This window comes from Neisseria mucosa, assembly GCA_003028315.1.
Classification (GTDB): domain Bacteria; phylum Pseudomonadota; class Gammaproteobacteria; order Burkholderiales; family Neisseriaceae; genus Neisseria; species Neisseria mucosa.
This window is the reverse complement of record CP028150.1, coordinates 1,939,934-1,961,216: the sequence shown is the minus strand read 5'-3', so window position 1 is coordinate 1,961,216 and position 21,283 is coordinate 1,939,934. Positions and strand designations below refer to the sequence as shown.

The following is a 21,283-nucleotide window of genomic DNA, read 5'->3' as shown; positions in this document are numbered from 1 at the left end:
TAGTGTTGCACTTGAAATCCGAATTCAAGGTCGTCTGAAAACAAGATTTCAGACGACCTTTTTGCTTCAAGCAATGTAATGCAAGCGTTCGGGCGGGGTTTGGCGTTTATGCCCGCTTATTCGTACTCGGGGTAGAGCGGCATGGTGCCGGCTTCTTCGAAGGTCGAGTGTGCTTTGACTTCTTGCAGGCGGCGGCTGATGCGGCGGGTGACGGCTTCGGCTTCGTTTTGGTGGTCTATGGTCAGTCCGGGGACGGTTTTGCCGAAAAGTTCGGCATCGAGCAGACGCTCGGCGTGGATGCCGGGGCGGTAGTTGTGTCTGACGGCGGGGTCGCGTTCTTCAAAGAGGTAGCCGACGACGCTGTTGCGGGTCAGGGCGATGCTGAGTGCGGCATCTTCGCCGCCGAAGATTCGGAAGAGTTCGTCTTGCGGAAAGCCGCCGCAGGCGAGAAAGATGCTGCGGCGGAATACGGTGTTGCCGCCGCCGGTCATTTGCAGCCTTTCCCATGCGGTGGGGAATTGCGGGTGGTTGAGGTAGTGTTCGGGAAAGCCGACGGGACGCAATTTGAGGCGGACCAGGCTGAGGTAGGAGTAGGCTTCCAGGCCGAGGTAGGCGGCATTGAGGACGTTGTTTTCATAGACGTCGTCGGCGTCGAGAAAGGCGATAAAGTCGGTTTGGCTTTGCATGGCGCCCCAGTTGCGGGCTTTGGCGGCGCCGCCGTTTTCGAGCATGTATTCGCAACGGACTTTGGGATGGATGGCGGCAAGGTCGCTCATGATAAGGCGCGTGTCGTCGATGGAGGCGTCGTCAATCAGCCAGACGTTTTCGACGGCGGGTTGGGAAACGGCGCTTTCGACAGCCGCTTGAAGGGTGGCGGCGGAGTTGTAGCAGGGGATGATGACGTCTAGTGTGGGTCTCATAATGTGATGCTTTAAGAGTGTGTTCATAGTCTTCGTAGCAGGACTCCCAAGAAAGCCAAAGCTACCATTTGCAGACTGGTACTCAACTTACGCTCGCAGTTTTTCCAAAGCCACCTGTTCTTTTCCAACCAGGAAAAGCTGCGCTCTACTACCCATCGCTTCGGCAATACTGCAAAACGGTGCAATTCGTTTCGTTTGGCAATCTCTACCTCCGCACCAATCAACTCCTGTACCGACGAAGCAAATGCCTTACCCGTGTAACCACCGTCAGCAAGGATTTTTTGTATCGCACCAAGATTATCCCGCCCACGTTCCAATGCCACCAGGCAGCTTTTTCTATCCGTAACATCCGCCGTCGTTACCGCAAGGGCATGCGGCAAACCTTGCGTGTCAACCGCTATATGTCGCTTGATACCGCTAACCTTCTTGCCCGCATCGTAGCCTTTTTTCATGGCGGTATCCGTGTTCTTCACACTCTGCGCATCAATAATCAGGAAAGTAGTTGCTTCATGGCGCCCCTGCTTGCGACGCTCCGCAACTACCTGATTTTTTTAATGCTTCCTCAAGGATGCTGATGCCACTCTCGCGTGGTTCGGTCCATCTCTGGAAGTAGGAATGCACGGTGCGCCATTTGGGGAAGTCGCCCGGCAAAGCGCGCCAGGAGCAGCCAGTGCGTTGCAGGTAGAGAATGGCACAAAAGACATCGTACAAGTCCACCTGGCGTGGCGCTGTGCGTTTACGGGCACTTTCCAGCAGGGGAAGGAGAGGCGCAAATTGCTCGCGACTGATATCGCTTGGGTAGGTTTTTCTGTTCATGCCGATAGTTTACAGCAGAGGCTGAGACAATGAACACGTTCTAAGGGGTTGTTGTGTCAAAAGGTGGGGAAAGGTCGTCTGAAAACGGTATTTAGGTTTTCAGACGACCTTTTGGTATTGCCTGATGCGGATTACAACACTTTTACGATGCTTTCGCACAGGTAGTCGATGTTGTCATCGGTAATGCCGGCGACGTTGATGCGGCCGGAGCGCACGGCGTAGATGGCGAACTCGTTTTTCAGGCGGTCGACTTGTTCGGGCGTGAGGCCGCTGAAGGAGAACATGCCGTTTTGTTCGATGATGAAATCGAAGTCTTGATTTGCGCCTTTGGCTTTGAGCAGTTCGACGAATTTTTGACGCATGGCTTTGATGCGGCCGCGCATTTCGTCGAGTTCGCCAATCCATTGTGCTTTCAAATCCGCGTCTTTCAACACGAGGGCAATGGTATTCGCGCCGTGGGAGGCGGGGTTGGAGTAGAGGGTGCGGATGATGGTTTTGACTTGGCTGTGGGCGCGGGCGGCGGTCGCTTCGTCTTCTGCGACTAAGGTGAATGCGCCGACGCGTTCGTTATACATGCCGAAGTTTTTGGAATAGGAGCTGGCGATGAGCAATTCTTTGTTGTATTTCAAGAAAGTGCGCAAGCCGTATGCGTCTTCTTCGAGACCGTTGCCGAAGCCTTGGTAGGCGAAGTCAAACAGGGGCAGCCAGCCTTTTTCGGCGGAGAGTTTGGCGAGGGTTTCCCATTGTTCGGGCGTGGGGTCGATGCCGGTGGGGTTGTGGCAGCAGCCGTGCAACAGGACGACGTCGCCTTTTTGCGCTTGGCCGAGGTCTTCAATCATGCCGTCCCAGTCTAGGCCGTGTTTGGCGGCGTCGTAGTAGCGGTATGGCTTGTCTTGGATGCCGACGGCTTTGAAGATGGCGTTGTGGTTGGGCCATGTGGGGTTGGAAATCCAGACGGTTTGTGCGTTCAACTGGCGTTTGGCGAACTCGGCGGCAATACGCAATGCGCCTGTGCCGCCGAGGCTTTGGGCGGTTTTGGCGCGGCGGCTGGCGACGATTTCGTGGTCTGCGCCGAAAAGAAGGATTTGGGTTTGCTCGTTGTAGTCGGCAACGCCGTCGATGGTGAGGTAGTTTTTGGTGGTTTCGCTCTCGAGCAGGCGTTTTTCGGCTTCTTTGACGGCTTTGACGATGGGGGTCGCGCCGGATGCGTCTTTATAAACGCCGATGCCGAGGTTGACTTTTTCGGGACGGGTTTCGGCTTTGAATGCTTCGCCCAAGCCTAAGATGGGGTCTGCGGGGGCGGCTTCGATGTGCTTGAAGAACATGGTTTCTCGCTTTGCAAAAAATGAAGGGACGGGATATTTCCTTTGGGATTTTACGCTGTTTCAGGTCGTCTGAAAATGAATGCGGCAGGTTTTGCGCAAATGGTTTACATCATGCCTTTGATACCGGCGAGGATGATGCCGTAGCGCAGGATTTTTCCGGTCAGGAGCATGAGTGCGGAGGTGTAGGGGTTGAGCCTGAGCCAGCCTGCGGCAATGGGCAGCGCGTCGCCGATGACGGGCAGCCAGGCAAACAAAAGGGGCAGGGTACCCCAGCGTCGGAGCAGGCGCAGGGTCTTTTCAGACGACCTTTTCTTGGACGGAATCAGCCGCCCCATCCAATAGGAAACCATGCTGCCCAAGCCGTTTGCCAGTCCGGCACACAACCACGCGCCGTATGCCTGTTCGGGATAGTTATAGATAAACGCGGCGAAGGCGGCTTCGGATGTGCCGGGCAGGATGGTGGCAGAGGTAAAGGCGGAGGCGGCAAGTCCGAGATAGGCGTAAATGAGGGGCATGGCGGATAAGTTTGCGTCAGGTCAAAGGTCGTCTGAAATAAGATTTTAAGTCGTTTGCGGTTAGGTTAATTGTAAAATTCAGACGGATTCTGTCTATAAAAATGCATTATCGGATAGAATCTTGCTGAAACCCGATGTAGTCGGCGTATTTCCATTGTTTGCAAGAATGGCAAAAGCCAGCATGATTCAGCCCGTTATTAACGGATATTAACTGTTTGTACGGTCAATTCCAATAAATCGAAAGGCAAATCATGTCTGCGCCATCACAGCAAAACCATAATTCCGCGCTGGTCGTCCTGACCACGCTCTTCTTCATGATGGGTTTCATCACCTGCATGAACGACATCCTGATTCCGCATCTGAAAGAAATTTTCGAGCTGACTTATGTTCAGGCGATGCTAATTCAATTCTGTTTTTTACCGCCTATGCCATCATGTCGATTCCGATGGGGCATCTCGTCGGTAAAATCGGCTATAAAAACGGCGTCATCGGCGGCTTCTTGCTGACCGCCGTCGGATGCTTGTTGTTTTATAGTGGATTAACTTTAAACCAGTACGGCGTTGCCTCGCCTTGCCGTACTATCTGTACTGTCTGCGGCTTCGTCGCCTTGTCCTGATTTAAATTTAATCCACTATATCCTGCCGCAGACAGCCAATCTTACCCGACTTTCTTGGGCGCGCTCTTCATTCTTGCTTCAGGCGTAACCCTATTGCAGGTTGCAGGCAACCCGTATGTAACCTTGTTGGCAAAACCGGGCAAAGAATCCGCTACGCTGACTTTGGTGCAGGCGTTCAACTCACTGGGTACGACCATTGCCCCGCAAATCGGCGCATTCCTGATTCTGGCAGATGCAACGCAGACCGCCAGCAAAGCCGAACAGATTTCCTCCGTTCAAATCCCTTACTTGGGTTTGGCAGGTCTGTTGATTATCCTCGCCGTCTTCGTGAAGATGATCCGCCTGCCTGACGCGCGCAAAATCGCCGAAGAAGAAAGCGAACACAACCACGACGGCAAAAGCAGCGTGTGGCAATACAAACACCTCGTCCTCGGTGCGGCAGGTATTTTCTGCTACGTCGGTGCCGAAGTATCCATCGGCTCATTGATGGTCAATGTCTTGGGCTTCCTGAAAGGGATGGATCATGCTTCCGCCGCCCAATACCTGTCGTTCTACTGGGGCGGCGCCATGGTCGGACGCTTCCTCGGCTCGGCAGTTATGGCGAAAATCGCGCCCAACCGCTACCTTGCCTTCAATGCCACTATCGCTGTTGTCCTGCTCATCATCGCCATGATGACCGGTAAAGGCAATGCCGACGTCGCCATGTGGTCGCTGCTTGCCATCGGCTTCTTCAACTCCATCATGTTCCCGACCATCTTCTCGCTGGCGACCAAAAATCTCGGTAAATTCACCAATGCTGCTTCAGGCGTACTCTGTACTGCCATTGTCGGCGGTGCGATTGTTCCGGTCGTACAAGGTTGGGCGGTCGATACTTACAGCCTGATGTCGTCTTTTGTCGTATCAGCCGTGTGCTACCTCTACATCGTCTTCTTTGCCCTCAAAGGTTATAAAGCCGACGAGTAAGCATGGTTTGAACAAAAGGTCGTCTGAAAACTTGGAAATCAGGTTTTCAGACGACCTTTTTGCTTTGCGGCGGACTTTTAAACCTGATCCGTTCCAACAGAGGTCGTCTGAAAATACGGCAACAGATTTTAACCGGAGCTTAAACCCGTTTTCAAAAGACAAAATGCGTCCGCAATACGGTCTGACTGACTTATGGCATAATGCTGGCGGCAAAAATACAGGAGGTCTTCATGTCGAAAATCATCTTATTACACGGACTGCACATGCACTCTTGGGTGATGAAACCTTTAGCGGATATGCTGGCAAAGCAGGGCTTTGACGTTGCCCTGTTCGGTTATTACAGCGTCTGGCACACCATGCCGCAGCACACGCAGGCATTGGCGGAATTTGTTGAAAAACACGATACGGGCGAGCCTCTGCATTTTGCCGGACACAGTCTGGGCGGGTTGGTGTTGCGCCACTTTGCCGCCGCCCATCCCGAAAAAATTACCGGACGCATCGTTACCTTCGGTACGCCCCACCAAGGCAGCAGGGCGGCGCAAAGGGTATTCCGGCTCGGATTGAAAACGCCTGTACTTGGCGGCGCTTATCGCGATGCGCTCGACGGCGGTACGCCCGATTTGCCCGAACATATCGAACTGGGCAGTATCGCCGGCAACAAGCCGCTCGGACTGGGGCGCGTATTGGGTTTGCACGGCGAACACGACGGTACGGTTTTGGTCAGCGAAACCCGCTGCCCGAATATGCGCGACCACGTTATCTTGCCCGTCAGCCACAGCGGTATGCTGTTTAAACACATTACCGCCGAACAAACCGCAACATTTTTGCGCGAAGGGCAGTTTAATCATGGGTAAAAAACATGGGATGACGAGAACTTGAGAATAATAAAAAGGTCGTCTGAAAACTTGGAAATCAGGTTTTCAGACGACCTTTTGGCTTTTGGCAGATTGGATTGCTAAGCTATCCGCTTTATGCCAACTTGACGGCGAGTTCTGCCAGCCGTTTGCCTTGTGCGAAGGCGATGTCGTTTTCTTCGGCGGTCAGGACGGGTTTGCTGTCGTGTCCGGCGACGTGGGATGAGCCGTAGGGGGTGCCGCCGCTTTGGGTGCTGCCGAGGGCGGATTCGGTGTAGGGGATGCCGCTGATGATCATGCCGTGGTGCAGGAGGGGGAGCATCATGGTGAGGAGGGTGGTTTCTTGTCCGCCGTGTTGGGAGGAGGTGCTGGTGAAGACGGTGGCGGGTTTGCCGGCGAGTTCTGCGCCAAGCCACAGGGGGATAGTGCCGTCGATGAAGTATTTCATGGCGGCCGCCATGTTGCCGAAGCGGGTGGGGCTGCCTAGGGCGAGGGCGGCGCAGGTTTTGAGGTCTTCGGCGGTGGCGTAGGGGGCGCCGCTGTCGGGGATGTCTTTTTCGACGGCTTCGCAGACGGTGGAGACTTTGGGGACGGTGCGCAATACGGCTTCGCAGCCTGCGACGCTTTCGATGCCGCGTGCGATTTGGCGGGCGAGGTTGAGGGTGCTGCCGTTTTGGGAGTAGTAGAGGACGAGGATTTTGAGGGGATTTGGGTTCATTTGGGTATTCCGTTACAATGGGGTTGGTTGAAAATCGGTGTTTGGCTGTTGAAGCTGTGTTTTCAGACGACGTGGTGTGTGCTGCGGGCGTTTTCTGTTTTTTATTTTCAATTCGTTATTTTTTCGGGAAAGATTATGCCGTTTTTGAAATGGTGGCAAGGTTTGTCGGACAGTAAGGCGTTTGCGTTTGCTTGGTTTGTGGTCCGGCGTTTCGATGAGGAGCGTGTGCCGCAGGCTGCGGCGAGTATGACGTTTACGACGCTTCTGGCTTTGGTGCCGGTATTGACGGTGATGGTGGCGGTCGCTTCGATTTTTCCTGTGTTCGATCGTTGGTCGGATTCTTTTGTTTCGTTCGTCAATCAGACTATTGTGCCGCAGGGTGCGGACATGGTGTTTGATTATATCAATGCGTTCCGCAATCAGGCGGGGAAGTTGACGGCGATCGGCAGTGTGATGCTGGTGGTGACGTCGCTGATGCTGATTCGGACGATTGATAATGCGTTCAACCGGATTTGGCGGGTCAATTCGCAGCGGCCTTGGATGATGCAGTTTTTGGTGTATTGGGCGTTGCTGACGTTTGGGCCGTTGTCTTTGGGCGTGGGGATTTCTTTTATGGTCGGGTCGGTGCAGGATTCTGCGCTGGCTTCGTTTGCGCCGCAATGGGTGGTGGGGTTACTTCAAACCTTAGGCACGCTGTTTTTCGCAACGCTTTTGTTGTGGGGGTTGTACCGTTTCGTACCCAACCGCTTCGTGCCTGGGCGTCATGCGTTTATCGGGGCTTTGGTCACGGCGTTTTGCTTGGAGACGGCGCGTTTCCTGTTTGCTTGGTATATGGGCAATTTCGACGGCTACCGCTCGATTTACGGGGCGTTTGCCGCCGTACCGTTTTTTTTGGTGTGGCTGAATTTGCTGTGGACGCTGGTGTTGGGCGGCGCGGTGCTGACTTCGTCGCTGTCTTATTGGCAGGGCGAGGCGTTCCGCAGGGGCTTCGATTCGCGCGGGCGGTTTGACGATGTGTTGAAAATCCTGCTGCTTTTGGATGCGGCGCAAAAAGAGGGCAAAGCCTTGCCTGTTCAGGAGTTCAGACGACATATCAATATGGGCTACGATGAGTTGGGCGAGCTTTTGGAAAAGCTGGCGCGGCACGGCTATATCTACAACGGCCGTCAGGGCTGGGTGTTGAAAACGGGGGCGGATTCGATTGAGTTGAGCGAACTCTTCAAGCTCTTCGTTTACCGCCCGTCGCCTGTGGAAAGGGATCATGTGAACCAAGCCGTCGATGCGGTGATGACGCCGTGTTTGCAGACTTTGAACATGACGCTGGCAGAGTTTGACGCGCAGGCTAAAAACCGGCAGCAGTCTTCTTGAGGATTTTGAAATACACAAAAGGTCGTCTGAAAACCGTTTTCAGACGACCTTTTGCTATAATCGGGCTTCATCGTCCCGTTCGGTTTGGAACTTTATGAAACCCCTCGTCCTCCTTCTGCTTTCCTTCTCCTCTGCCACCGCTTTTGCCGCATACGGTTTGGGTTTGGGGCAGGAGCCGAAATATCCCGCCAACTTTCGCGCCTACGAATACGTCAATCCCGACGCGCCAAAAGGCGGCGTGTTTTCCCTGCCGATACAGGGCGGCTTCGATACGTTCAATCCGTTCACCCTCAAAGGCGACAAAGAAGTCGGCGTCCTCATGCTGACCGTGGACATGCTTACGGACAACAGTTGGGACGAACCTTTCTCCATGTACGGGCTGCTGGCGGAAGACTTCTCACTTGCCGAAGACGGGCTGTCGGCAACATTCAGGCTTAACCCGAAAGCCAAATTCCACAACGGCGATCCCGTCCTTGCCAAAGACGTAGCCGCCTCCTTCCGCCTGCTCACCCAAGACAAAGCTGCCAATCCCTTCTACCGCATATACTGGAGCGACGTTGCCAAAGTCGAAACACCCGACGACAGGACAGTCGTTTTCCGCTTCAAACAGCGCAATGCCGAATTACACATGGCATTAGGTCAACTGCCTGTGTTTTCTCATAAAAGCTATCCCGAAGGGCTGGAAAAAGGCGCAAACAAAATGCCCATCGGCTCCGGCCCCTACCGTTTCGTCAAAGCAGACATCGGGCGCATGAGCGAATACGCGCGCGACAAAAACTACTGGGCGCAAAACCTCCCGACCCGCAAAGGCAGATATAACTTCGACACCGTCCGCTTCAAATATTTCAAAGACAACAGCGTCCGCCTCGAAGGCCTCAAAGCCGGACAATACGACTTCGTTTACGAAAATGTCGCCCGAAACTGGGCGCGGGGCTATTCCGACGAAATGCTCGCCAAACGCGGCATGGGCAAACACGAATGGATACAGAAAAGCGATGCCGGCATGCAGGGCTTCGTCATGAACCTGCGCCGCGCCCCGTTCAACAACATCCTCGTGCGGCAGGCGATGGTCGAGAGTTTCGACTTTGAAAGCATCAACGCGCGCATTTTCTACGGCGCATACCGCCGCAGCAACAGCTTCTTCACCAACAGCGAGATGGCGGCGACAGGCAAACCGCAAAGGCGCGGAACTGAAACTGCTCCAGTCCCTCGGCAACACCCTCGATCCCGCCGTCCTGAACCAACCCGTCCCCGAGCCGCCTCAAACCGACCCGAAAACAGGCATACGCCCCAACCTGCTCAAAGCCCGCGCACTCTTGGAAAAAGCAGGCTACCGCTATAAAAACGGCAAACTGACCGACAGCCAAGGCAAACCCCTGACCTTTGAGTTCCTGACCGCCTCCAAAACCTACGAACGCATTACCGCCAAATGGCAACGCGACCTCGCCAAAATCGGCGTAACCATGAACATCCGCGTTACCGACCCCGCCTTATACCAAAGGCGGCTCAACGATTTCGACTTCGACATGACCATTACCGTCTATGCCAACAGCGAAAGCCCCGGCAACGAACAATACGATTATTTCGGCTGCGAAGCCGCCAAAATCCCCGGCAGCCGAAACCTCGCCGGCGTGTGCCGCCCCGAAGTCGAAAAGCTGCTCAAACATTTCGGCAGCTTTACCAACCGCGAAGAGCTGAAAACCACCTCCCGGGCACTAGACCGCACCATCCGCCACCAATACATCATCGTCCCCGCCTGGTACGCCGACCGCTACCGCGTCGTTTACCGCAACAACCTCGGCATCCCGCAACAACTGCCGAAATATTACGACCCGGTATTTTTTTCGCTGAGTAGCGGGTGGTGGAAATAGGAGGGGCAATCCGTAGCGTGGACTTTGCCCGCGAGATGAAAGCAGGTTCGACTGTTGTCTTGGATTATTGAATGATAGATTTCGTGGGCGAAGCCCACGCTACTTGAGTCCCAAGCCTGTATTGATTGAATAAACGAGGTCATCTGAAAACGAGCGTGAACGAGTTTTTCTAAAACTCAAATCTCAAAGTTTTCAGACGACCTTATTTTTACCTGCAACCTACTCCCTCTCCCGTCCGGCGGGAGAGGACTGGGGAGAGGGTGGCTCTACGGGTTGTACGAATTTATTTGACCTAGACCCATAAAGCCACCCCCATCCTAACCTTCCCCCGCCAGACGGAGGAAGGGACAGGTTGTCGTTGCCACAACGAGTAGCGTGGGCTTTGCCCACGAGATGAAAGCCAAAATGGATGCCCATTTGGCTGTTGTCTGATTTGGATTTTTAGATAGCGGATTTCGTGGGCGCAGCCCACGCTACGGGTTGGATTTCCAATTTAATTGAATAAAACCTGCGTTGATTGCATAAAAAATTGAATCCAAGGTCGTCTGAAAATCCCCAACCGCCACCACTCAAGCCGTATTCCTGTTTGCTGGGCATACGGCTTGTCGTTTCTGCCGGTTTATTTCTTCTGCCACGCTTGGCGGAGGTATTCGATGTGGTCGGGGAGGGCGTAGAAGGGGGTGTTGCCGTGGTTGGCGTTGGGGTAGAGGGTGAATTTTGCGTCTGCGCCGAGGTGTTGGAGGGTGCCGGCAAGCAGTTTGGCTTGGGCGACCATTTCCCTGCCGATTTGTTCGGGGCGGTTGCTGCGGCCTTCGTGTTCGCCGACGCTGATGCGGACGGCGGTGTCGGCGGGAAGGGCGGACGGGAGGAAGTCGAGGACGCGGCGGTTGTGCCACCAGACGGAGGGGGAGGCGAGCAGGTTGTGTTTGAAGCGGTCGGGGGCGGTGAAGAGGGAATAGAGTCCGAACAATGCGCCGAAGGAGTGTCCGAACAGGGCTTGTTCTTTGGGGTTGACGGGGTATTTGGCGGCAAGGGCCGGGGCGAGTTCGTGGTCGAGGAAGGCGGCGAAGCGGTCGGCTTGTCCGTACTGGCGGCGGTCTGCTTCAGTGGCGGTTTCGGGCAGGGGCGGGGTGTAGTCGAGGGCGCGTTGGGTCAGGTCGCGGACTTCGCCGTTGGGGTAGCCGATGCTGACGATGAGGCAGGCGGCGCGGCTTCGGGTCATGGGGTTGATGAGCAGGGATTGCGCCATGCTGAGGGCGGCGGGAAAGAAGGCGTCGCCGTCGAGGATATGGAGGACGGGATAGCCTTGCGGGGGCGGGTCGCCGATGGCGGCGGTTTGGATGCGGTAGCTGCGGCCGGTGTGCTCGGAGCGGATGTGGGTTTCTTCGGCTTGCAGCAGGCGGGCGGCTTGCCAGTGTGCGGTGCGTGAGGTCATGGCGGGGTTGTCGGTTGTGTTGGTGGGGTGGGGTGTGTGTGTTATCGGGTTGTCGGATGTTTCAGACGACCTTTGGGCTATATCTGCTGTTTCTCTATGTCAAACATGAACATATAGTGGATTAAATTTAAATCAGGACAAGGCGACGAAGCCGCAGACAGTACAGATAGTACGGCAAGGCGAGGCAACGCCGTACTGGTTTAAAGTTAATCCACTATAAATGATAAAACCGGACAGGTGGTGTGCCCTGCCTGTCCGGTCTGTTTCCGTAATGTGTTGGTCTTCTGGTTTTTGGCGGTGATTTGTTTTCCTTTTGCTTTTCCCGTTTTTAGAAGTCGTAGCGGAGGTTCGCCATCAGGCTGCGCTCCGAGCCGGGAATGTTGAAGGTGTTTGCGCTGCCGACGCGGGCGTAGTAGTGGCGGTTGAAGATGTTGTCGGCGTTGATTTGCAGCTTCAGTTTAGGCGTGAAGCGGTATGCCGCCATGGCGTCGAAGGTGGCGTAGCCGCCTGCACGCAGCCCTGCCGCCGAGGAGATGCTGCTCATCGCGTTCACGCCGCCGCCGAGGGTCAGCTTGGGCGTAACTTCATAAGTTGTCCACAGGTTTGCGCTGTGTTTGGGCATCAGCAGGAAGATGCCGTCGTCGCGGGCGTTGGCGGCGGTTTTGATTTGGCTGTGTAGATAGCTGTAACCTGCGTGGATTTGCCATTTCGGTGTAATCGCGCCGCTGATTTCGGTCTCAACACCTTCCATCACGCGTTTGCCCAAGGCGGCGTAACGGGTGTTGCGGTTGTTCGGGTTCAGCGGTGCGGCGGCGTTTTTGTCTTTCAGGTGGTAGAGGGAGACGCGGGTGTTGAGGCGGTCGTCCATGTAGTTGCCTTTGTAGCCGACTTCAAACTGGTTGCCTTCGCGCGCTTTAAGCAGGTTGCCGTCGGTGCCGAGGCTGGTTTGCGGCGTGTAGAGTTGGGACATGCTCAGGTAGAGGCTGTTGTTGTCGTTCAGGTCGTAAACCGCGCCTGCATAGCCGGTGAACTTGGTTTTGCTGGCTTTGTGCAACTCGTCGCCGTCGCCCGCTTCGATTTTGTAGTGTCCCAAACGCCAGCCACCGATGAGCGACAGTCTGTCGACCGGATGGAAGACGGATTTGCCGTAAATGCCGAATTCGTCAAGGTTTTCGGTAGCGACGGTATGGCTGTAACCGCGCGCGCCGGCACGGGTGTTCTGCATCAGGTTGACATAGGGAACGGAGTGGAAATCGCCCAAGGCAACATTACGCGCAACGGCGGCACGGCCTTGCTCGTTGGTGCTGCGCAAGCGGTTGTAGTCCGCACCGACGACGAGTTCGTTTGCGGTGTTGCCCAAGGCAAACGGACGGCTGTAGCTTGCGTCAACCGCGAAGGCTTTTTGTTTGATTTCCGTACCTAAGCCGACGACGTTTGCCTTATTGTCGGCAGAAAGTTTGTTGGCGGCGAAGGTGTAGTTGGAGTCGGCATCGCGGTCGGAATAGCGCATACCGATTTTGCCGTAGCCGCCGTCGTCAAAATAGTGTTTCAAATCGGCGAACACGTCATGGCTGTTCATTTTAAATTTGTTCCAATCCGCGCCGACGAAAGTGTGGTTGGGCAGGGACAGCAAATTGCCGCTGCTGCCGACGGGCAGACCGTTGTACGGCGCGAGGTGGCGTTGCTGGTAGAGATAGCCTACGCCCAAAGTCGTGTCGGGGTTGATGTCCCAATCCGCCGCCGCATAGAAGGTTTCGTGGTGGTTGTTTTTCTCGGCAGGACGGGGAGACGCGCCTGAAGTTTGCGCCATCACACGGCCGCGCACGCTGCCGTCGGCGTTCAGAGGACCTGAAACGTCGGCTTCGGCTTTATATTGTTTGTGCGTACCGAACCCCGCCGCCGCATGACCTTGAAACTCTTTGGTCGGGCGTTTGCGCACCAAATTCACAATACCGCCCATCTCGCCGCTGCTGTCGAACAAGCCGCTCGGGCCGCGCATCACTTCGACGCGGTCGAAGGCGAACAGGTTGGGCAGCGTGCCGTTGATACTCTGCATCTGTGCTGGCAGGCCGTCGATATTGTATTCGCTGTATTCGTAGCCGCGCGCGTAAACCGAAGAGCGGCCGTCGTCATTACTCAACACGCGCAGACCCGGCGTTTTGCGCGCCAATTGGTCAAAGGTATCGACGTTGCGGTCTTTTACCTGCTGGTTGGTAATGATGCTGACGGATTGCGGAATCTCGCGTAAAGATGCGGGGATTTTTGTACCGACGGTGGCGGCAAACGAGCTGTAATCGCCGTTTTTCTCGGTGGCAATCGCGTTATACGAACGCTGCCCCTTCACATGGACAGTATCCAGCTCGGCCGTTTCGGCGGCAAATACAGTGGAAGATAAAGCGGCCACAACGGCGGCAGCGGTCAGATTGGGTCGGAACATCAATTTCTCCGGTCTTTTACAAATGAGAATTGTTGTATTTTATATTTTTGATGGCTGACATTGTGGAAAAAAACTATCGTTTTCCCGACAATCTTTTGTGAATATGCGACAAGGTCGTCTGAAAACCTCAATTTGGGTTTCAGACGACCTTGTCGCAACTGCTTGAATCAGCTTGCCGATTCTACGCCATAAGGTTTGTTTGACGTTTTGATGGTCAGGGTCAGTACGGCGGCGATGGCGAGGAAGACGCCGGCGAAGGTCATGGCGTTGGACGGGTTTGCACCGAGGAAGGTGTCATAGATCCAACCGAAGGTAACGGTTTCAATCAGCATCGGAATCACAATCATCATGTTGACGATGCCCATATACACGCCGTAGCGTTCTTTCGGGATGGAGTGTACGACAATCATAAACGGCACGCCCATCATACTTGCCCAGCCGATACCGAAGCCGATCATCGGGGCGAACATCAGGTATTTATTGGTGATGTGCGGGATGGTTAAGAGGGCGAGCGATGCCAGGATAACGGCAAAGGCGTGGACATATTTCGCGGCATATTTACGCGCCATCCACATCAGTCCGAAGGCGGAAACGAAGGTTACGACATTGTAAAAACCGTTGACCAAACCGGTCCATGCCACTGCCTGTTCATAGGCAGCCTGGTCGGCAGATGTCGAACCCCAGACGGATTTGACGATACTGTGGGAGATGTATTGCCAGTAGATGAAGAGGGCGTACCATTGGAAGAGGTAAACGGAGGCAAGCTGCCACAGTGGAGTAGGCATTTCCTTAATGGCTGTGCCGATGTCTTTGACGGCGTGGACGGGGCCTCTAGGTTGGGCTTTGATTGCCGCCATTTCTTCGGGAGAAGGTTCGTGTTCGGGCGTGGACAATACGGTTACTAAAACAGAGCCGATGGAGCAGACGGCGCCGATATAGAACGAGCCGAATACCCAGTAGGGGATACCTGCTTCGGAGGTTTGTTGCAGCCAGCCGATTTGTTGGAAGATGTAGAGCGATACGTTGGCAAGGGTAATGCCCAAGCCGGTGAACACGGACTGCATCAGGAAGCCGGTGGATTGTTGGTGTTCGGGGACGGTATCGGCGATGAAGGCGCGGAAGGGTTCCATGGCGGTGTTGTTGCTGATGTCCAAGAGCCACAGCAGCAATACGGCAACCCACAATGCGGTAACGTGCGGATAGATGAAGAGGCAGAGGCTGCAACCGATGGCTCCGATTAAGAAATACGGGCGACGGCGTCCCAAGCCGGGAATCCAGGTGCGGTCGCTCATGGCACCGATAAGGGGTTGAACGAGCAAGCCGGTAATCGGACCTGCCATATTCAGAATAGGCAGTTGGCCGGGGTCGGCATGTAAGAAACTGAAAATCGGGTTGATGGCGGTTTGCTGCAAACCGAAGCTGTATTGGATGCCGAAGAAGCCGAAGTTCATCAGCATAATCTGGCGAAGCGTCATCGATACTTGTGGGGAAATCTTCATTTTGAAGCGACTCCTGGACTTTGTAAGAAGAAAACATGGAACAACAAACTGCGGGAAACACTGCATAGTTGAAGCGGTTGGGCCGCTTTCTTTATTCTTTGGCGTATCGTATTGATACGTTGCAAATGGATAGCGTGATGCGTTGTTTGTGTTTTCAGACGACCTTTTGTTGTCGTATTGTGTCTGCCTCATAAAGCAGACGTCGTCTGAAATAATGTTTTACTTCAATGCTGTAACCGACTGCCGCCAAATCGTTTCCCCTACAACCCGAACGGGCGGACGGACGGTTTCTTTGGTCTCGATAATGTCGAACAGGATTTCCGCCGCCAGCGCGCCCATGCGCATATAGGGCAGCTCGGTGCTGGTCAGCGGCGGGAACAGGGTTTCGGCAATTGCGCTGTGGTTGTCGTACCCTGCCACCGATACCTGCTCCGGAACGCGTACGCCGCGCGTCCTCAAAATGCCGTAAACGCGGACCGCCATTTCGTCGTTGCCGCAGCAAATGACCGTCGGCGGGTCGGCAAGTGACAACAGTTTCAACACTGCCGCAATCAAAGGCTCGCTGTCGTTGGCAAAGTCGGTGATGCCGGTTTGCACCAAGTCAGGATCGAACACCATGTCCGATTCGTCCAAAGCGCGGCGGTAGCCCGCCAAACGCAGCCGCGTCGCTTCTGCGCCTGCCTGCAAGGTGATGTAGGCGATACGGCGGTGTCCGTGACGGATGATGTTGCGTACCAAATCGTATTGCCCGCGCTCGTCGTCCGGCAAAACCGACGGCGTACCCGCTGCGTCGAAACAGTTGACCAAAACCATCGGGCAGCGGTTGGGCATTTCGGGCAGGACGATTTCGCGGTGCGATTCGGTTACATACAAAATGCCTTCCGCGCGGTGTTCCATAAACGTCCTGACCAAAGGGTCGATTTGCTCGTAGCGGTTGTCCGTATCCGCAATCATCAGCGTTTTGCCCGCTTCGCGGATTTTCTGCTGGATGCCTTTGATTAAAAACATATCCGGCAGACCGTGTACCCCGCCGTATTCGCCCGTGCGCGAGATGGCGCCGGTAATCAGTCCGACCAAGTCCGAACGGTTTGACCGCATCACCCGCGCCGCCGAAGACGGGATATAACCCAAAGCCGCAATCGCTGTTTCGACTTTTGCACGGGTTTTATCGCTGACCGGCGCATCGCCGTTGATGACGCGGCTGACCGTTTTGGGTGAGACGCCCGCATAAGCAGCAACATCATAAATTGTAGCCATCTTACGACTCCCGCCTCAGCCCTGTTTCATTTGATTACGAAGCATATCACACCTGACATCGGTGTCATACTGAAAATTTTAAAAAACTTTGATGAAAATCAAGCACATCGTTTGCATATTGCATACAATTCTTAACTAAATTGCTTACCCGTATCCGGCAAACCCGCGCCGTCTTGTTAAACTACATTAAACTACAAAAAAATCATTAAGTAGCGAACCAATCAGCCGCGGTACAATCTATAACTAAATCACATCCCGCCAAATGAGCGGAGCGAACCCAATCCCGAAGGAAACCCGATGACCGCATTTACCGAAGCATGGCAAGCCCTTGAACAACACCGGCTCGACACACAACACCTCCACCTGCGCGACCGCTTCGCCGCCGAACCCGACCGCTTCGGCAATATGCACGAAACCCTCGACGGCCTCCTCTTCGATTACAGCAAAAACCGCCTCGGCGAAGACACTTTGCAACTCTTGTGCCGCCTTGCCGAAGCCTCGCCCCTAGCCGGACAGATGCACGCCATGCAAAACGGCGAAAAAATCAACCTCAGCGAACACCGCGCCGTCCTCCATACCGCCTTGCGCCTGCCGCCCGACGCCGCGCCCGTTTACGTTGACGGCGAAAACATCCTCCCCAAAATCCACCGCGAACTCGACCGCGCCCTCGCCTTCGCCGAATCACTCAACAACGGCAGCCACAGAGGCATCACCGACAAACCCATCACCGACTTCGTCCACATCGGTATAGGCGGCTCCGACCTCGGCCCCAGAATGTGCGTAGAAGCCCTCAAAGCCTACCGCCAAAACATCCGCGTCCACTTCGTCAGCAATTCAGACGACGCCGACATCAGCCGCACACTCGCCCACCTCAAACCCGAGACCACCGTATTCAGCATCGCCAGCAAATCCTTCCGCACGCCCGAAACCCTGCTCAACGCCTACGCCGCCCGCGCCTGGTATCGTGATGCAGGTTTGCCCGAATCCGGCATCTACCGCCACTTCTGCGCCATCTCCTCCGACGTTGCCGCCGCCCGAAACTTCGGCATCGCCCCCGACAACGTCTTCGCCATGTTCGACTGGGTCGGCGGACGCTATTCCGTCTGGTCGACCATCGGCCTGCCCGTCATGGTCGCCGTCGGCACAGACCGCTTCCGCGAACTCCTCGCCGGAGCGCACGCCATGGACACCCACTTCTTCCAGACCCCCTACCGCCGCAACATCCCCGTCCTCATGGCGCTCATCAGCATCTGGTACAACAACTTCCAGCACGCCGACGGACAAACCGCCGTCCCATACAGCCACAACCTACGCCACCTCCCCTCGTGGCTCAACCAGCTCGACATGGAAAGCCTCGGCAAAAACCGCACCGCCGACGGCCGTCCCGTCCCCCACACCACAGGCGGCATCGTCTTCGGCGAAGAAGGTGTCAACTGCCAGCACGCCTATTTCCAACTCCTCCACCAAGGCACACGGCTCATCCCCTGCGACTTCATCGTCCCCATGACCACCGCCTACGGCATCAACCGCCAACACCGCTTTACCGTCGCCAACGCCTTCGCCCAAGCAGAAGCCCTGATGAAAGGCAAAACCCTCGAAGAAGCCCGCGCCGAACTTGCCGACCTGCCCGAAGCCGAACGCGAACACCTCGCCCCGCAAAAAGAATTCCCCGGCAACCGCCCGAGCAACAGCCTCCTCCTCAGCGCCACCGACCCCCGCCGCCTCGGCATGCTCATGGCGGCATACGAACACCGCACCTTCGTCCAAGGCGCAATTTGGGGCATCAACCCCTTCGACCAATGGGGCGTCGAATACGGTAAAGAACTCGCCAAAACCATCGAACCCGAACTCGAACGTGGCAACCCGCAGCACGACAGCTCCACCAACGGCCTCATCGCCTTCTACCGCGCCAGCCAAAACCGATAGGCAGTTCAAACATAAAAGGTCGTCTGAAAACTGAACTGGCCCCCAAATCTTGGACACTCATAAAAGCCTTTTCAGGCGCTCTGTGCAAGCTGGATTCTGTATGCGACAGGACTCAGCTTTTTCAATTTCAAACTGCAACGCTCCCGGTTGTATAGTCAATTAAAAACAAAATAGTACAATACTCAACTTTGAAGCTCTAACCATGGCATACTCTGCGGACTTAAGAAACAAAGCTTTAAACTATTACGAACAATGCAAGAACATCAGCCAAACCGCAGCAACGTTTAACTTGTCAAGAAACACGCTTTGAGACTTTTGCAAAATTCCCCAAAATCCCCTAAATTCCCACCAAGACATTTAGGGGATTTTCCATTAGGGGATTTTCCATGAGCACCTTCTTCCAGCAAACCGCACAAGCCATGATTGCCAAACACATCGACCGCTTCCCACTATTGAAGTTGGATCAGGTGATTGATTGGCAACCGATCGAACAATACCTGAATCGTCAAAGAACCCGTTACCTTAGAGCGTGTTCATAGTCTTCGTAGCAGGACTCCCAAGAAAGCCAAAGCTACCATTTGCAGACTGGTACTCAACTTACGCTCGCAGTTTTTCCAAAGCCGCCTGTTCTTTTCCAACCAGGAAAAGCTGCGCTCTACTACCCATCGCTTCGGCAATACTGCAAAACGGTGCAATTCGTTTCGTTTGGCAATCTCTACCTCCGCACCAATCAACTCCTGTACCGACGAAGCAAATGCCTTACCCGTGTAACCACCGTCAGCAAGGATTTTTTGTATCGCACCAAGATTATCCCGCCCACGTTCCAATGCCACCAGGCAGCCTTTTCTATCCGTAACATCCGCCGTCGTTACCGCAAGGGCATGCGGCAAACCTTGCGTGTCAACCGCTATATGTCGCTTGATACCGCTAACCTTCTTGCCCGCATCGTAGCCTTTTTCCATGGCGGTATCCGTGTTCTTCACACTCTGCGCATCAATAATCAGGAAAGTAGTTGCTTCATGGCGCCCCTGCTTGCGGCGCTCCGCAACTACCTGATTTTTTTAATGCTTCCTCAAGGATGCTGATGCCACTCTCGCATGGTTCGGTCCATCTCTGGAAGTAGGAATGCACGGTGCGCCATTTGGGGAAGTCGCCCGGCAAAGCGCGCCAGGAGCAGCCAGTGCGTTGCAGGTAGAGAATGGCACAAAAGACATCGTACAAGTCCACCTGGCGTGGCGCTGTGCGTTTACGGGCACTTTCCAGCAGGGGAAGGAGAGGCGCAAATTGCTCGCGACTGATATCGCTTGGGTAGGTTTTTCTGTTCATGCCGATAGTTTACAGCAGAGGCTGAGACAATGAACACGTTCTTAGAGACCACCGCGGCCGTCCCGCCTATCCCCTGTTGTCCATGTTCAAAGCCGTCCTGCTCGGACAATGGCACAGCCTCTCCGATCCCGAACTCGAACACAGCCTCATCACCCGCATCGATTTCAACCTGTTTTGCCGTTTTGACGAACTGAGCATCCCCGATTACAGCACCTTATGCCGCTACCGTAACTGGCTGGCGCAAGACGACACCCTGTCCGAATTGCTGGAACTGATTAACCGACAACTGACCGAAAAAAACCTAAAATTAGAGAAGGCATCCGCCGCCGTCGTTGACGCCACCATTATTCAGACCGCCGGCAGCAAACAGCGTCAGGCCATAGAAGTCGACGAGGAAGGACAAGTCAGCGGCCAAACCACACCGAGTAAGGATAAAGATGCCCGTTGGACAAAGAAAAACGGTTTATACAAACTCGGTTACAAACAACATACCCGTACCGATGAGGAAGGCTATATCGAGAAACTGCACATTACCCCCGCCAATACCCATGAGTGCAACCATCTGTCCCCTTTGTTGGAAGGCATTGCCGAAGGTACGACCGTCTATGCCGACAAAGGCTACGACAGTAAGGAAAACCGGCAACATCTGGAAGACCATCAGTTGTTAGACGGCATTATGCGCAAAGCCTGCCGCAACCGTCCGCTGACGGAAGCGCAAACCAAACGCAACCGATATTTGTCGAAGACCCGTTATGTGGTCGAACAAAGCTTCGGTACGCTGCACCGTAAATTCCGCTACGCCCGGGCAGCCTATTTTGGTCTGTGTAAAGTGAGTGCGCAAAGCCATCTGAAGGCGATGTGTTTGAACCTGTTGAAAGCGGCTAACAGGCTAAGTGTGCCTGTTGCCGCCTAAAAGGCGGCCCGGATGCCTGATTATCGGGTATCCGGGGAGGATTAAGGGGGTATTTGGGTAAAATCAGGAGCAATTAGGGGCGGAAATAGACGAAAACCTGTGTTTGGGTTTCGGCTGTTGGGGGAAGGGCTTTTTTGCAAAGGTCTCGCTTTACCTGTGGATTCGCCTTAAAAAACAAACAGGCAGCCTAAAACATCAAGTCACCGGTCTAAATGCCGTCAAATTGGATAGGCAAAAACTGGCTCAATATGTTGAGCAACACCCGGATGCCTATCTGCATGAAATCGCCAAACATTTTGATTGTACGCCAGCCGCCGTTTGCTATGCACTCAAACAGATGGGGATGACGCGCAAAAAAGGACCACCACTTACAAAGAACAAGACCCGGCCAAAGTAACGCATTATTTGACACAGCTGGCCGAATTTTCCGACTACCAACGTGTTTATTTGGATGAAACAGGATTTGACCGCTACCTGTTCCGTCCCTATGCCCGCAGCCTGAGAGGGCAAATAGTGAAAGCGCA

Annotated in this window: 14 protein-coding genes and 7 pseudogenes; 10 read left to right on the top strand and 11 right to left on the bottom strand. The window is 54.6% G+C overall.

Going from position 1 to position 21,283, the window contains the following annotated elements:
• Window positions 1-116: 116 nt before the first annotated feature.
• The 4 genes from NM96_09775 to NM96_09760 form a co-directional block, all read right to left on the bottom strand.
• On the bottom strand, window positions 117-920 hold the full coding sequence (locus NM96_09775) for a glycosyltransferase family 2 protein (GenBank protein AVR79576.1): 804 nt from the start codon (window positions 918-920) through the stop codon (window positions 117-119).
• A gap of 23 nt (window positions 921-943) precedes the next feature.
• Window positions 944-1,736, bottom strand: a protein-coding gene (locus NM96_09770; protein ID AVR79575.1) for an IS5 family transposase whose coding sequence is annotated in 2 segments (ribosomal slippage) — window positions 944-1,472 and window positions 1,471-1,736 — 795 coding nt in all. Because the reading frame shifts where the segments join, the coding sequence is not laid out codon by codon here.
• 131 nt (window positions 1,737-1,867) lie between these two features.
• Window positions 1,868-3,061, bottom strand: a complete 1,194-nt coding sequence (locus NM96_09765; GenBank protein ID AVR79574.1) for an aromatic amino acid aminotransferase — start codon at window positions 3,059-3,061, stop codon at window positions 1,868-1,870.
• A 104-nt stretch (window positions 3,062-3,165) separates the two neighbouring features.
• Complete coding sequence (locus tag NM96_09760; protein ID AVR79573.1) at window positions 3,166-3,576, bottom strand: DedA family protein; 411 nt, start codon at window positions 3,574-3,576, stop codon at window positions 3,166-3,168.
• Window positions 3,577-3,827: 251 nt separating this feature from the next.
• On the opposite strand from NM96_09760, the pseudogene NM96_09755 reads away from it, so the two are divergent.
• The 3 genes and pseudogenes from NM96_09755 to NM96_09745 all read left to right on the top strand — a co-directional run bounded on the left by NM96_09755 (window position 3,828) and on the right by NM96_09745 (window position 6,009).
• Window positions 3,828-4,108 (top strand): annotated as a pseudogene (locus NM96_09755) (glucose/galactose MFS transporter).
• Between the two features lie 102 nt (window positions 4,109-4,210).
• Window positions 4,211-5,155, top strand: a pseudogene (locus NM96_09750) (glucose/galactose MFS transporter).
• Between the two features lie 200 nt (window positions 5,156-5,355).
• On the top strand, window positions 5,356-6,009 hold the full coding sequence (locus NM96_09745) for an acetyltransferase (protein ID AVR79572.1): 654 nt from the start codon (window positions 5,356-5,358) through the stop codon (window positions 6,007-6,009).
• 115 nt (window positions 6,010-6,124) lie between these two features.
• On the opposite strand, the gene NM96_09740 is transcribed toward NM96_09745, so the two are convergent.
• Window positions 6,125-6,727 (bottom strand): NAD(P)H:quinone oxidoreductase, encoded by a 603-nt coding sequence (locus NM96_09740; GenBank protein ID AVR79571.1) that lies wholly within the window; start codon window positions 6,725-6,727, stop codon window positions 6,125-6,127.
• Window positions 6,728-6,862: 135 nt separating this feature from the next.
• On the opposite strand from NM96_09740, the gene NM96_09735 reads away from it, so the two are divergent.
• A complete protein-coding gene (locus NM96_09735) occupies window positions 6,863-8,095 on the top strand; it encodes a hypothetical protein (protein AVR80316.1) in 1,233 nt (410 codons plus the stop codon).
• Between the two features lie 94 nt (window positions 8,096-8,189).
• A pseudogene (locus NM96_09730) lies at window positions 8,190-9,966 on the top strand (ABC transporter substrate-binding protein).
• 297 nt (window positions 9,967-10,263) lie between these two features.
• On the opposite strand, the pseudogene NM96_09725 reads toward NM96_09730, so the two are convergent.
• The 5 genes and pseudogenes from NM96_09725 to NM96_09705 all read right to left on the bottom strand — a co-directional run bounded on the left by NM96_09725 (window position 10,264) and on the right by NM96_09705 (window position 16,594).
• A pseudogene (locus NM96_09725) lies at window positions 10,264-10,383 on the bottom strand (superoxide dismutase).
• A gap of 202 nt (window positions 10,384-10,585) precedes the next feature.
• On the bottom strand, window positions 10,586-11,401 hold the full coding sequence (locus NM96_09720; protein AVR79570.1) for an alpha/beta hydrolase: 816 nt from the start codon (window positions 11,399-11,401) through the stop codon (window positions 10,586-10,588).
• A 328-nt stretch (window positions 11,402-11,729) separates the two neighbouring features.
• Window positions 11,730-13,838 carry a TonB-dependent siderophore receptor gene (locus NM96_09715; protein AVR79569.1) on the bottom strand — a complete coding sequence of 703 codons (2,109 nt, stop codon included), beginning with the start codon at window positions 13,836-13,838 and terminating at the stop codon, window positions 11,730-11,732.
• 167 nt (window positions 13,839-14,005) lie between these two features.
• A complete protein-coding gene (locus NM96_09710) occupies window positions 14,006-15,337 on the bottom strand; it encodes an MFS transporter (protein ID AVR79568.1) in 1,332 nt (443 codons plus the stop codon).
• A 219-nt stretch (window positions 15,338-15,556) separates the two neighbouring features.
• Window positions 15,557-16,594: a LacI family DNA-binding transcriptional regulator gene (locus tag NM96_09705; GenBank protein ID AVR79567.1), complete on the bottom strand. Its 1,038-nt coding sequence runs from the start codon at window positions 16,592-16,594 to the stop codon at window positions 15,557-15,559.
• 297 nt (window positions 16,595-16,891) lie between these two features.
• Between NM96_09705 and NM96_09700 the strand changes: the two genes are divergently transcribed.
• The 3 genes and pseudogenes from NM96_09700 to NM96_09690 all read left to right on the top strand — a co-directional run bounded on the left by NM96_09700 (window position 16,892) and on the right by NM96_09690 (window position 19,047).
• Entirely contained in the window at window positions 16,892-18,520 is a 1,629-nt protein-coding gene (locus NM96_09700; protein ID AVR79566.1) for a glucose-6-phosphate isomerase, read from the top strand.
• Window positions 18,521-18,722: 202 nt separating this feature from the next.
• Window positions 18,723-18,827 (top strand): annotated as a pseudogene (locus tag NM96_09695) (IS630 family transposase).
• Window positions 18,828-18,906: 79 nt separating this feature from the next.
• Window positions 18,907-19,047, top strand: a pseudogene (locus NM96_09690) (IS5/IS1182 family transposase).
• Window positions 19,048-19,053: 6 nt separating this feature from the next.
• Here NM96_09690 and NM96_09685 read toward each other — a convergent pair.
• Window positions 19,054-19,846 (bottom strand): IS5/IS1182 family transposase gene (locus tag NM96_09685; GenBank protein ID AVR79565.1). Its coding sequence is split into 2 segments (ribosomal slippage): window positions 19,054-19,582 and window positions 19,581-19,846, totalling 795 coding nucleotides; the frame shifts between segments, so codons are not numbered across the junction.
• 40 nt (window positions 19,847-19,886) lie between these two features.
• Between NM96_09685 and NM96_09680 the strand changes: the two are divergent.
• Together NM96_09680 and NM96_09675 are read left to right on the top strand one after the other, a co-directional pair.
• A pseudogene (locus tag NM96_09680) lies at window positions 19,887-20,759 on the top strand (IS5/IS1182 family transposase).
• A gap of 85 nt (window positions 20,760-20,844) precedes the next feature.
• Window positions 20,845-21,156: a hypothetical protein gene (locus NM96_09675; GenBank protein ID AVR79564.1), complete on the top strand. Its 312-nt coding sequence runs from the start codon at window positions 20,845-20,847 to the stop codon at window positions 21,154-21,156.
• The last annotated feature ends 127 nt before the right edge of the window (window positions 21,157-21,283 follow it).